Genomic DNA, 12593 nt, shown 5'->3' on the forward strand with positions numbered 1-12593 from the left:
GCCTGCCAGTCGGCAGAAATAAATCCCTTATCTGCGTAAATATCGCTATGTCGTACTGTTGATAAAACACCATTAGCAGCAATTCTCTCATCCGTATTAGCAGGCACAAGGTCATAAGCAATGGGAATTCCATTCCATGTTGACAGCATCACGCTTGTTGTACCCAAAATAGCTCATTTCCCTAGCAGCACACCGACCAGGAGCAGCATTTCCAGCGAAATCACTACATCGCTTGTCTCGTTTGAGTCCCAGTACTGGTAACGGTTTGGTGTCGAGAAGAAAATATTTTTCACTTTCTCCAACCAATTCCTCCACCCAACTGCGGCGTCAATTCTCTAACATCCCATCTCATTTGCGTAGCCGACGATTAAATTGACTTTGGTCAAGTAAATTAGGAAACCATTCAAAGTAATTTCCCCTGATGAAACCAAGAAATTGGGTTTCTCCAGGAAATGGCAGATAATCCATCAATAGAGCCAGTGTCATGATTTCACTATCGCTCATACTTGCTTTCACCCCTGGTTTTAATAGTGTTATGCTTTTTACTTGCTTTTGACACCAATCATCGACCACTACAAAGATTGTTGTAATTACCGTTCCCAAGTCTATGCTAGTCATGGGGGAAGTCTGAGTTGAAAAGCTGCTAACTTTCATCTTCTTACTTCTCCCGCCTTTTTTCCTAATTCACATTAGGCGTTACTTGTAAAATCTAAACTGCAAAAAATTCCTTTATTTTTATGAATGTAAAACTCCAGACCGAAAAAGACTTTCTGACAAAAAGCACTAGTGTAAAGATAAATCAAGAGACAGAAAACGAAAAAGTTCTATGTTCTCATTGTCAGCGTACTGCGACGAACGGTATTAAATGTAAGGGAATTTGCGTGGCTGACAGTGACTATTAAGATACTTTAAACACTTGCCTGCACTCACTCCTGCCGTTTTTTAACTCCGTCTAACTTACGGAAAGTTAATTTACTTGCGTCCTGCTAAGACTTGTTCGGCACTCAAATCCAACTGTGGGAAAGTGGAAGAGATGATGCGTTCTTGTCCTCGGAATGCAATAGCATCATAGAAACCTTCTACTAAGGTGCATACCGTTACCACCTCTAGAATGGGGTCAACAATCCAGTATTCAGGAATTTCTAAGACAGCATACTCAGAACGTTTGCTGCGGTAGTCTGTGGTTTGTGTAGATTCGCTGACCACTTCTACTACTAATATGGGAGGAGTTTCGTTGAGTTTAATCACAGCTTCTCGATTGGCAAGTACTTCCCATTGCTCTGTTGGCAATACTACTACATCTGGCACTCGTGAGGTGTCCCAGCGTCCCCCCCGTGGAGATCGCACTCCAAAAGAAAACTTTTGTGCTGTCCAAGTCTTACCCATTTTGGCACTTTCGTCATCAAAGCTTCGTTCTAAAAACTTGGAGATACCACCATGTTTGCCAGTACCAAGACTCATGGGGATTAATTCTCCATCTACCAATTCGTATTGAGTATCCGTGCCATCATTATACTTAAGATACTCTGCAAAAGTCAGTTTCTTGGTGGTTGCAGTCATAGCGATTGCAATTCTCATGCATGACTCAATACAGTTATTTTACGCCACGCCCAAAGACAATGAAGTGATCGCCTCCTTTGCTTGGAACTGGGGACTGGGAGAATTATGGACTCTTATTCAAACCCCGCCTAAATCCTTGAAAAACATTTACCCAGTACTGCATAAAGTAACAAAGTCAAACCTATTAGAAAATAACAGCTTGAAAATCACAAGATGCAAGCTAGCTAATCAGTTTGTTAACCAATGAGGTTTGCAAAATTATGAATATCAAAACTATGTTGTCGGCTCGGTTTTTGTTGATGCTGACTCTTACTGTTCCTACTATGATGCTGTCTAGTATAGCTGGAGTTAAAGCCCAAGAAGCTGCACCAGGTCAAGTCAACCTCCGTCAAAAACAGCCTTTTATTCAAGACGTTTTTCGGCGTGATACTTTATTAGATTTGCATAAATCACCAGTTCTTGATACCGATGGCGGTACTGGCAAAGAAGCATCTGACAAAGGCAAGGATGCTTCTGATAAAGGTTCCGATAACAAAGAAGCTTGTGATAATCCCTGCGGCGGATTTTTCAACTCTAAAGACCCGGTAATTTTACCAGCCGATAGATTACTTATACCTGCACAATTACAGAATATCCGTTCTAAATCTTTGCTCAAAGGCCATAACCCTATTTTCTAAGTAGAAGATACTGTTGGCGAAACATTACTTAACATAAAAACGACGGTTTCTCCGTGTAATACATGGAAAAGATAAACTAGCCTTTCTTCCCGTGTATTACACGGTAGAGAAAAAAATTAAGTTAGCTGCCTCAATAATCAACAAACTAGAAGAAATACCTGTAGAGGCAGTATATGTGCTTACATCCGCTTATAAATTCCTCCTATTCCCGATGAAATGGTACGCGAACGCTGCGCTAACAGCAGTTACGCTCGTTCGCTCTTAGCGTCTCCCCTTCTCCCAAAGGGAGAGGCTAACGCCAAGGGAGAAGGCTTGCTGGCGTTGTGCTAACGCCATTTCTGCTTCTGAAAACGCAACTGTTTTGTAAATTAACTAAGTATTTTTGTATACAAATATGGTAACTGCCAATTACTACTTTTGTAGTATCAATTTATTGGAAACCTAAGACTATTGAAAGAATATAAGTAATTTTTTTTTAACTATAACTTTAAGTAATAGAAAAGTTAGGAAAATCAATTTGTCCCAACTTTGATAATTAAAAGACATATAGCAAGCACAAGAGGCAATGGTCATGAGTACGGTCATGAACCAACGGGTCAAAGTTGGAAAGACTTTAACCATTAACAAACCAATAGAGGAACTTTATCGCTTTTGGCGTAACTTTGATAACTTGCCACGCTTCATCAAGCATCTCAAACAGGTGAGGGTACACGACGAAAAGCGATCGCACTGGATTAGCAAAGGATTCTTAAATGGAAGCGTTGAGTGGGATGTAGTCATTACCGAAGACCGAGAAAACGAATTGATTGCCTGGACTTCGGTTGAAGGCGCAGCAATTGAAACCTCTGGTCGCGTCCACTTCAAGCCAGCACCTGGGGATCGTGGCACTGAGGTAAAAGCAATCCGAGAATTTACCCCGCCTGGGGGTGCGATTGGGGCTGCGTTAGCGAAGCCCGTCATAGACATCGCTAAATTATTTGGCGAAGACCCAGAACTGCAAATTAAAGAAGATTTACGCGGCTTCAGAATGCTGATGGAAGCAGGCGAGATTGCCACAACAGAAGGTCAACCGCGAGGTTAACCAATATTGCGATGAAAGCTGTTTGTTGGTACGGCACTAACGATGTGCGGGTGGAAACAGTGCCAGACTCAAAGTTACATCAGCAACCATCTGCGGTTCTGACTTGCATATCTACAATGGCTACATCCCGACGATGGAACCGGGTGACATTATTGGTCACGAGTTTATGGGAGAAATCGTTGATATTGGCAATGAAGTCAAGAAATTGAAAAAAGGCGATCGCGTATTGAAGGGCGAAGTCACTCCATCTGCTGTGTTCACGCATCACTTACCCCTAACAGAAGCCAAGCATGGCTTCGAGCTGTTGAATCAAAGAAAAGACCACTGCATAAAAGTTAGGTTACAGCCTTGAGTTGGGGACTGAGAGGAGCAGAGGAGACAAGGAAAATAACCACTGACAACTGACCACTAACTACCGACAAAGGACTAATGGCTATGAAAGCAGTTTGCTGGAACGGTGCCAACGATGTACGGGTGGAAACAGTACCCGATCCAAAAATCATTAATCCGCGTGATGCTGTTATTAGAATCACGACAACAGCAATTTGCGGTTCTGATTTACACCTTTATAACGGCTACGTCCCCACAATGGAAAAGGGCGATATCCTGGGTCATGAAATGATGGGAGAAGTCGTTGAAATAGGCAGTGCCGTCAAAAATTTAAATATAGGCGATCGCGTAATTGTACCATTCCCTATCGGCTGTGGTAACTGCTGGTACTGTCAACATGACTTCTGGTCATTGTGCGATAACTCTAACCCAAACGCTTGGTTAGCAGAAAAATTCATGGGTTATTCACCCTCTGGTATTTTTGGTTACTCTCATATGCTAGGTGGCTACGCTGGTGGTCAAGCTGAATATGCCCGCGTTCCCTTTGCCGATACTGGTTTGTTTAAGATTCCTGATGGACTAACAGACGAACAAGTAGTGTTTCTAACAGATATCTTCCCCACCGGATATATGGCGGCAGATAACTGTAATATTCAGCCCGGTGATATTGTCGCAGTCTGGGGGTGTGGCCCAGTCGCACAATTCACAATAAGAAGTGCTTATCTACTTGGTGCTGAACGAGTCATCGCTATCGATCGAATTCCCGAACGCCTACAGATGGCTAGAGATCAAGGCAAGGCAGAAATCCTTAACTATGAGGAAGTAGATGTTGGTGAAGCCCTCAAAGAAATGACAGGTGGACGCGGCCCAGATGCTTGCATTGATGCTGTGGGGTTGGAAGCACACGGCACGGGTCTAGAAGGAGTATACGACGAAGTCAAGCAAGCAGTGCGTCTGGAAACAGACCGCCCCCATGTGCTGCGGCAAGTGATGATTGACTGTCGCAAAGGCGGTCACGTGTCAATTCCTGGTGTTTATGTCGGCGTTGTAGACAAAATACCTATGGGTGCTGCCATGAACAAAGCCTTAGTATTCAAAATGGGACAAACGCACGTTCATAAGTACTTAAACACGTTACTCGATCACATTCAAAATGGCAGGATCGATCCATCTTTCGTGATCACCCATCGTCTACCGTTAGATGAAGCACCCCGGGGTTACGAAATTTTCAGAGACAAGAAGGAAAACTGTATCAAAGTTGTACTCAAACCATAAGGCAGGAGAAAAGACACGGAGAGTAGGAGACGCAAAGATGCAAAGAAAGAACTCTCCATGTCCCTCTATCCCCGCACGCAACTTCTCTCCGTGTCCTTCTAATCGATGATATCTCTATCGGGTGATGGGCAATGAACGAATATCCCCAGGCACTCTCACTCTTGGTGTCCGTTGAAAGTATTCGCGAGAGTAGTAATTTTGCCAACCGCTGTTATCTACAAACGGGAGCAATGCGATGAAAGTGAGATGGGTAAGTTCTTGAGGCAGAGGAGGCAGGGAGAGAGAGAAAGAAACAAGTGTATTCAGGGCTATTCAGGTAGTAAAAATTACTAAAACTTTCTCTTTGCTCCCTCTGCTTCCCCTACTCCCCAAGATGAAGTCAAAAGTAAAAAGGTGAGCCACTGCGGTGAAGCAGCCCTCGTCTTGGCGGTTCCCGTCGATGAGGGACTGCTGAACCCGGAGGGTGGACGGGAGCACCTGCATAAAGCAAGTGGCGTTAGCGTCAGCGTTAGCGACGTTAGGAGCGTCACCCGAAGGGCAAAAGGCAAAAGAGAACTGATGAAGTCTTGAAATTTAATTCTTAATTCTTTTCTTTTTACTTTTTACTTTTACTTTTTGAATTACTAGCCCCTGCTCCTCCTCACTCATCACTAATTTGGCGATTGGCATTTGTTCAACTTGTCCTGAATCCAGACTCTCAATTTTTTATCCCAATCTTTGAAGGAGGTTGTTAACGATGGCAAAAATCGTTGGTATTGATTTAGGAACTACAAATTCCTGTATAGCCGTAATGGAGGGCGGACAACCCATCGTTATTCCGAACACAGAAGGCGGTCGCACAACTCCGTCTGTGGTTGCCTACACCAAGAAAGGCGAAAAACTTGTCGGGCAAATTGCCAAGCGCCAGGCGGTAATGAACCCAGAAAACACCTTTTATTCTGTGAAGCGGTTCATCGGGCGCAGGTATGATGAAGTCACCCAAGAGGCAAAACAAGTTACTTACAAAGTGGTACGTGACAGTAATGGCAATGTCAAGCTATACTGTCCCGCTCTGAACAAAGAATTTTCACCCGAAGAAATCTCGGCTGAGGTAGTCCGCAAGCTGATAGATGATGCCAGCACATATCTGGGGGAACCGGTGAGGCAAGCGGTAATTACCACCCCTGCCTATTTCAATGACTCTCAACGGCAAGCTACCAAAGATGCCGGTAGAATTGCCGGGATTGAAGTTTTGCGAATTATCAACGAGCCAACGGCGGCTGCCCTCGCCTACGGACTTGACAAGAAAACCAATGAAACCATCCTAGTCTTTGACTTAGGTGGTGGGACGTTTGACGTGTCTATCCTAGAAGTGGGTGATGGTGTGTTTGAAGTGAAAGCTACCAGTGGCGACACCCACTTGGGCGGTGATGACTTTGATAAGAGAATCGTAGACTGGCTAGCAACCGAATTCCAGCGTAACGAAGGCATCGACCTCCGTAAAGACAAACAAGCCCTGCAACGCCTCACCGAAGCAGCAGAAAAAGCCAAAATTGAACTGTCAAGCGCAACACAGACGAACATTAACTTACCTTTTATTACTGCAACCCCGGAAGGCCCGAAACATCTAGATATGACCTTAACGCGGGTACAGTTCGAGCAAATGTGCGCCGACTTGTTCGATCGCTGCCGCATTCCCGTCGAACAAGCTCTGCGCGATGCTAAACTGAGTCCCGCAGATATTGACGAAGTAATCCTAGTGGGTGGTGCAACTCGAATGCCGGCTGTCCAGCAACTGGTACGGCAGATAATAGGCAAAGACCCACACCAGGGTGTCAACCCGGATGAAGTCGTAGCAGTGGGTGCAGCGATTCAGGCGGGTGTGCTTGGGGGTGAGGTAAAAGACGTACTGCTCCTAGATGTCACCCCGTTGTCGCTGGGTGTTGAAACTCTAGGTGGTGTGACGACTAAGATTATTCCGCGCAATACCACTGTCCCAGTGAAGAAGTCTGAGGTGTTCTCAACGGCGGCTGACGCACAAACAAACGTAGAAATCCATGTTCTGCAAGGCGAACGCGAAATGGCATCCGACAACAAGAGCTTGGGAACCTTCCGACTAGATGGGATTCCTCCAGCTCCCAGAGGTATGCCACAGATCGAAGTTACCTTTGACATTGATGCTAACGGGATTCTGTCAGCAACTGCCAGAGAAAAAGCCACAGGTAAAGAACAGTCTATTAGCATTACAGGTGCGTCCACCCTCGACAAATCTGAAGTAGAACGGATGGTGAAAGAAGCCGAGCGCAATGCGGAAGAAGACCGTAGGCGGCGCGAACAAATTGATACCAAAAACATGGCAGATTCTGTTGCCTATCAAGCCGAGAAACAACTTCAGGATTTGGGCGACAAAGTGCCACCAGCAGACAAGTCCCGCGTGGAAGGCTTAATTCGAGACTTGCGTCAGGCAATTGAGCAGAACAACATCGATCGCATGAAGTCCCTCACCAACGAAATTCAACAAGCCCTGATGCAAATCGGCACTGCGGTCTACTCACAAGCAGGTGCATCTCCAAACGGTGGTACTTCTACAGACCGTCAAGGCGACGGTGAAGATGTCATCGATGCAGACTTTGTGGAACAAAAGTAACAAGACGCAGCGAGCAGTCCGTTGCTCTGGTTCTCAGAGTTAAAGGAACTGCTTTAGCGAGCCTGCGTGCGTCACCCAGAGGGTGACGCAGTGAAATTATCAAATACTCTCTTCCTATCCCCGCATCCTTAAATCTGCGCCACATTTCGTGATGTTATCTAGTTTTTTAATTTGGAGTAATTTTTATGACTTCTACATCTGAAAAAACTGCCCTCAAAAGTGTCTCTGCTATCTTCAAAGACGAGAAGAAGATGCAAGAAGTGGTTGAGCGTCTAATCGATCGCGGCGTTCCCAAAGATAACATTTCGATTATTGGTCGCAATTTCCACGCCGAAACTCGCATCTCCGGATTTGTGACTAAAGAAGATGTGATCTTGGATGGACTCGCCACCGGAGCGATTTTTGGATCGCTGTTTGGTTCTCTGTTGGCTTTACTTACGGGCGTGGGCGTGTTGTTCATTCCCTTTTTAGGAACCGTAGTAGCAGCAGGCCCTTTGGGAGCAGCATTATTAGGAGCGGCAGGCGGTGCTTTATATGGTTCCTTGGGAGCAGGCATTGGAGCTGCCTTAATCGCAATGGGTATGCCGGAGGACAAAGCTGCTATTTACGAAACACGCCTGAAAGCAGGTGAGTTTTTACTGGTCGCGGAAGTGCCACAAGAACAAGCAGACGAAGTTGTCTCACTGTTAGAAAGTGCGGGTGCGGAAGAAGTCGCTATCACTGACATGAAGATTCCCCGTCAACCAAAAGGTGAACTGGCAGATAATGAGCAGATTTCACCAGAAATTAGAGCAAATCTGTCGGACGACGCGCAAAAAACTTTTGTTGATACCTACAATCGGTCGTTCAGAGAAGCCAATGGAAAAGATAATGCCTTGACGAAGGCTTGGGATCGGGTCAAACAGGTGTTTGATCGCGACGAAAAAGGCACTTATTCCAGGTCTAAAGTCAGATCGTAAATTTCCAGAGTTGCGATCGCCTACGGTGGGGCGTAGCCCATCGCGACGAAAAAGGCACTTATTCAGTCGCAAAACAACTTAAGTAGAACGGCGTAAAAAAACCGAAGTATGTAACGGAAAGTAAAGTTGCCCAAAAAGCTCTTCCCTTCTGCCTTCTGCCCTCTGCCTCCTGCCTTGTCATAACGATAATTTTCAACACCGACCTACTTAACTCACTGGAACAGATTATGAACTCTCAAACATTGAATCAGCCCGATACTCGTCTTCAGCAGGAAATTGATAAGGAGACGCAAAAGGCAACAGATGAGGCTGAAAGATGCCTAGATCGAGAAGCGGTTTCCGCCATCGAAGAAACTCGAAATGCAATTAATGCCATTGAGGAGGAAAATACTCAAGAAGCGATCGCTGCTTTAGAACGAGCAACTGGAAAACTTGACATTTTGGTGGCAAGATACCCTGAACTGGGCTTGGTTCCCGTCATGACTCAGGTATCCATAATTGATGTTGCCCCTCTGGATCTTCATGTGATTGAACGAATTCGCACTCAACTTAAGAATGCTTTCAATAACGAAGATTTTCCGACTGCTCGTCAACTTTTGAACAACCTGATGAGCGAGATTCGGACATCAATCGTCAATCTGCCATTAGAAACGTATCCTGATGCGATGAGAGAGGCAGCCCGGTTGTTGAGCGAAGGAAAAACCGATGAAGCCAGAACACTTTTGCAAGTTGCTCTCTCAACCTTAGTGCTAACAGAGCAATCTCGACCAATTCCGCTGCTCAATGCTTACACCCTCTTAGTAGATGCAGTCGATCTAGCAGAGAGCGATCCAGAGCAAACGCTGAGGTTGTTGAAAGACGCTCGCACTCAACTTAAGTTGGCTCAAGAACTGGGCTACGCCAGAAGTAATCCTGAGTATGCAGAACTTGAGCAGGCAATCAAAAATCTGGAGCGGCAAGTTAAGGCAAGTGAGAAAACCACAGACGCATTTGCCAAGCTTCAGGAAAGATTCTCTAGTTTCTTCAATCAGGTATCCGCAGCCATCAATCCAGCGTGACATCCTCCCGACGCTGACCCTACGGGTACAGGGCGGGCTTCCCAACCTCGCAGTTAGGCATTCCTGCCCCACGCCACTTATCTAGGTCATAGACCCCCGACAGACCGACGATTTGACAGGCACTTTCGTTTCGCCAGAGTCCCTGGCTACTTACTTGTTCTAGTCCACGATGCAATACCATCTCTGCTGCGGCATGGTCACGATGAGTCCGATACCCACACTCAGGACAATGATGCTCTCTGATCTCCAACTCTTTGCCAACAGTCACAAGGCAGTTAGGGCAGGTTTGGCTGGTGCCATTGGGGTTGACCTTAGCAAAGTACACCCCACGCTTCCAACAAACCCATTCTGTCAGAGACAAGAACTGTCCAAAAGCAGCATCCACACAATCTTTTCGCAGCATTCCCCGCGTCAATCCTTTGACATTGAGGTCTTCTGCAAAGATGGTCTGCGCTTGGTCACAAAGCTTGTGAGCCGTTTTCAGGTGAAAGTCTTTGCGACGGTTCACAATCCGATGGTGCATTCTGGCAACTTCGATTTGCGCCTTCTCCCAGTTTTGAGAACCCTTCTGTTTTCTCGCCGCTCTGCGTTGCAGCAATTTCAGCTTGCGTTGCACGAAAGTGAAAAACTTGGGACGCTCCTGGAAACTGCCATCCGAAGCCGTCAAGAATCGCTCCAATCCGAGGTCAATTCCAATCGCTCGACCGTGAACCGGAGCATCGGGAACCGACACACTCGATTCAATGGTGACAACTACGTACCATTGCGTTCCTCGCACCCTGGACAGTACCCGCACCTGTTTCACCTTAAACCCGTCAGGGATGGGGCGATGCAAATTGATGGGAACTTCCCCGATTTTCGGCAGCTTGATAGTCAAGCCATTGACAGGATTGTCTTTGAACTGAGGAAAGACAAAGGACTTGTATTGACCAAACTTTTTGAAACGCGGGAACCCATGCCCACGCTTCTGAAAAGCCTCCCAGGTATCATGCAGTCTGCGAATCGTAGTCTGCAACACCTGAGAATGCACCTTACCCAAATGCGGGAATTGCTTCTTAGCTTTGGGCAGGTTGTTTTGCTGACGATGGTAAGACGGGAACGGCTCATTGGCAGGAATGATGTATTCCTTCTCCAACGAACATCGGTCTATCGGACACTTACGCGAAGCGATCCAGTCCTTGAGTTCGCGCAAAGCGTAGTTATACACGCCTCTGCACGTCTCCAACCATTCCAGCAGTTCGGCTTGCTGGATGGCAGATGGATAGATTCGGTAGGTGTAGTTCATTGTCAGCATAGCTATAGTTTACCAGTAGCTATAGATACTGGTAAATGCTTGCCTCATCCCCTTCGAGGGGAATCGACTTTTCAAGGGGAGTCCATGTATCCCGACGCTGACCTTTCAGCTTCCTAGCGGGACTTATAGCCCCCCGAACCCCCCATTAGGTTAACAAATCAGGAGAATAATTATGAACGCCCAAACATCGAATCCACAAGATGCTCGTAATCAGCAAGAGATTGACAACGAGAGACAAAAGGCAACAGATGAAGCTCAAAGATGCATAGATCAAGAAGCAGTTTCCGCGCTCAAAGAAACTCGAAATGCAATTAATGCCATTGACCAGGGAAATACTCAAGAAGCACTTCAAGCTTTAGAACGAGCAACAGGAAAACTTGAAATTCTAGTAGCACGATACCCTGAACTGGGTTTTGTTCCTGTGTCGGCTCAAGTAAATATAATCGATCTTGCCCCTGACGATTCTAATGAGATTGAGCGAATTCGTCATCAAATTAAGAGTACTGTGAATGGGGATGATTTTCGTACTGCTCGTCAACTGTTGAACAGCCTGGTGAGTGAGATTCGCACAACAATCTTTAATCTGCCACTAGAAACGTATCCTGATGCTATGAAGGAAGCAGCCCGGTTGTTGAACGAAGGTAAAACCGATGAAGCCAAAACGGTGCTGCAACTTGCCCTCTCAACCCTAGTGGTGACAGAAGTTGCTCGACCCCTACCGCTGCTTAGAGCCGATATTGACATAATGAGTGCAGTTGCTATAGCAGACAGCGATCGCGAAAGAACGCTGAGGTTGCTGGAAGATGCTCGCAACCAACTCAGGTTGACTCAACAACTAGGCTATGCCAAAGGCGATCCTGAGTATGCAGAACTTGAGCAGGCAATCCAAGAGATTGAGCGGCAAGTTAGGGCAAACGAGAGAACCGCAGACCCATTGAGTCGGCTCCTGGAAAAATTCTCTAGTTTCTTCAAACGTATATCCGGAACCGCCCCCGCCCAACCAGCTTGATGAAGGTAGAAGGTGAGAAGAGGATAGGGGGATAGGGAGCAGAGGAGATAGGGAGAATCAAGGGTAATTTTAGTCTTTTCTCCTCCGCTCCTCGGCCCCCCTGCCCCTCTGCTCCCCTGCTTGCCTGCTTGCACGGCAGTTGCTCCACTTGGGGAGCCACTGCGTTGGGCGGCTATGCCGACAGCCAAAGCACGTGGCGTGACACCCCAAGACCGCACTGCCTCCTAAATGTATCAACTTTAAAGTGAAACGGTTTGAAGAAGGCAGAAGGCAGGAGGCAGAGGGCAGAAGGTTCTTTTCAGAAGGGGATTCAAACCCCTCCTGAAAAGGAGCCACCTTTCTTGAAATTTGGTGGGGGTCTTAAACCCTTGCTCCCTCCGGTCGCGCAGATGGTTCGGGCACTCAGGAGAAGGGATAAATCCCTTCTGCCTTCTGCCCTCTGCCCTCTGCCTTTCTTGATAAACGGTAATCTTCAGGTGGAAAAGGAGTAGCCAGGATTAGTTCATAAAAGATTGACATTGAGCGCATTCTTAGAGATACTTTTAGGCTGCTGAACCTGAATTTAAGGATTACTGAATATCGCCTCAATGGGAATTTTTTTGATTCTTGGCTGCTATTTATGGCGGATGTAGGCATAAACCAGTGAAAGACCGATTTAGGAAGTAAACATCAACTACAATTAACACTCGCTATAAATAATGAGCCAAAACACTATCCTTAGTAA

General features: G+C 46.3%; 10 protein-coding genes and 1 pseudogene. 8 read left to right on the top strand and 3 right to left on the bottom strand.

The annotated features are described in order from the left end of the window. Positions 1 to 348 precede the first annotated feature (348 nt). The gene (locus tag I8748_RS32625; protein ID WP_214662747.1) at positions 349 to 618 is read right to left on the bottom strand and encodes a hypothetical protein; all 270 of its coding nucleotides are present in this window, start codon (positions 616 to 618) and stop codon (positions 349 to 351) included. A gap of 354 nt (positions 619 to 972) precedes the next feature. Next, positions 973 to 1560 (bottom strand): Uma2 family endonuclease, encoded by a 588-nt coding sequence (locus tag I8748_RS32630; protein WP_198128631.1) that lies wholly within the window; start codon positions 1558 to 1560, stop codon positions 973 to 975. A 260-nt stretch (positions 1561 to 1820) separates the two neighbouring features. On the opposite strand from I8748_RS32630, the gene I8748_RS32635 reads away from it, so the two are divergent. The 7 genes and pseudogenes from I8748_RS32635 to I8748_RS32665 all read left to right on the top strand — a co-directional run bounded on the left by I8748_RS32635 (position 1821) and on the right by I8748_RS32665 (position 9566). Beyond that, a complete protein-coding gene (locus I8748_RS32635; RefSeq protein ID WP_198128624.1) occupies positions 1821 to 2237 on the top strand; it encodes a hypothetical protein in 417 nt (138 codons plus the stop codon). Positions 2238 to 2808: 571 nt separating this feature from the next. Next, the gene (locus tag I8748_RS32640; RefSeq protein WP_225896625.1) at positions 2809 to 3318 is read left to right on the top strand and encodes an SRPBCC family protein; all 510 of its coding nucleotides are present in this window, start codon (positions 2809 to 2811) and stop codon (positions 3316 to 3318) included. Positions 3319 to 3329: 11 nt separating this feature from the next. Then, positions 3330 to 3547: pseudogene (locus I8748_RS35550) on the top strand (alcohol dehydrogenase catalytic domain-containing protein); the annotation flags it as partial. Positions 3548 to 3753: 206 nt separating this feature from the next. Beyond that, a complete protein-coding gene (locus I8748_RS32650) occupies positions 3754 to 4923 on the top strand; it encodes a zinc-dependent alcohol dehydrogenase (RefSeq protein ID WP_198128626.1) in 1170 nt (389 codons plus the stop codon). A gap of 736 nt (positions 4924 to 5659) precedes the next feature. Beyond that, positions 5660 to 7549 (top strand): molecular chaperone DnaK, encoded by a 1890-nt coding sequence (gene dnaK / locus I8748_RS32655; protein ID WP_198128627.1) that lies wholly within the window; start codon positions 5660 to 5662, stop codon positions 7547 to 7549. 185 nt (positions 7550 to 7734) lie between these two features. Then, positions 7735 to 8508, top strand: coding sequence for a ChaB family protein (locus tag I8748_RS32660; RefSeq protein WP_198128628.1), 774 nt, complete (start codon positions 7735 to 7737; stop codon positions 8506 to 8508). A gap of 227 nt (positions 8509 to 8735) precedes the next feature. Then, positions 8736 to 9566 (top strand): YfdX family protein, encoded by an 831-nt coding sequence (locus tag I8748_RS32665; RefSeq protein WP_198128629.1) that lies wholly within the window; start codon positions 8736 to 8738, stop codon positions 9564 to 9566. A 19-nt stretch (positions 9567 to 9585) separates the two neighbouring features. On the opposite strand, the gene I8748_RS32670 is transcribed toward I8748_RS32665, so the two are convergent. Beyond that, a complete protein-coding gene (locus I8748_RS32670; RefSeq protein ID WP_318781313.1) occupies positions 9586 to 10860 on the bottom strand; it encodes an RNA-guided endonuclease InsQ/TnpB family protein in 1275 nt (424 codons plus the stop codon). 172 nt (positions 10861 to 11032) lie between these two features. Between I8748_RS32670 and I8748_RS32675 the strand changes: the two genes are divergently transcribed. Next, positions 11033 to 11869 carry a YfdX family protein gene (locus I8748_RS32675; protein WP_198128630.1) on the top strand — a complete coding sequence of 279 codons (837 nt, stop codon included), beginning with the start codon at positions 11033 to 11035 and terminating at the stop codon, positions 11867 to 11869. Positions 11870 to 12593: the final 724 nt, after the last annotated feature.

The sequence above is a fragment of the Amazonocrinis nigriterrae CENA67 genome (assembly GCF_016056305.1).
In the GTDB taxonomy this organism is placed as follows: domain Bacteria; phylum Cyanobacteriota; class Cyanobacteriia; order Cyanobacteriales; family Nostocaceae; genus Amazonocrinis; species Amazonocrinis nigriterrae.

Bases quoted from the DNA above. Each gene is read 5' to 3' on its own strand.
- I8748_RS32625 (WP_214662747.1), bottom strand. From the start codon at position 618: ATGACTAGCATAGACTTGGGAACGGTAATTACAACAATCTTTGTAGTG.
- I8748_RS32630 (WP_198128631.1), bottom strand. From the start codon at position 1,560: ATGACTGCAACCACCAAGAAACTGACTTTTGCAGAGTATCTTAAGTAT.
- I8748_RS32635 (WP_198128624.1), top strand. From the start codon at position 1,821: ATGAATATCAAAACTATGTTGTCGGCTCGGTTTTTGTTGATGCTGACT.
- I8748_RS32640 (WP_225896625.1), top strand. From the start codon at position 2,809: ATGAGTACGGTCATGAACCAACGGGTCAAAGTTGGAAAGACTTTAACC.
- I8748_RS32650 (WP_198128626.1), top strand. From the start codon at position 3,754: ATGAAAGCAGTTTGCTGGAACGGTGCCAACGATGTACGGGTGGAAACA.
- dnaK (WP_198128627.1), top strand. From the start codon at position 5,660: ATGGCAAAAATCGTTGGTATTGATTTAGGAACTACAAATTCCTGTATA.
- I8748_RS32660 (WP_198128628.1), top strand. From the start codon at position 7,735: ATGACTTCTACATCTGAAAAAACTGCCCTCAAAAGTGTCTCTGCTATC.
- I8748_RS32665 (WP_198128629.1), top strand. From the start codon at position 8,736: ATGAACTCTCAAACATTGAATCAGCCCGATACTCGTCTTCAGCAGGAA.
- I8748_RS32670 (WP_318781313.1), bottom strand. From the start codon at position 10,860: ATGCTGACAATGAACTACACCTACCGAATCTATCCATCTGCCATCCAG.
- I8748_RS32675 (WP_198128630.1), top strand. From the start codon at position 11,033: ATGAACGCCCAAACATCGAATCCACAAGATGCTCGTAATCAGCAAGAG.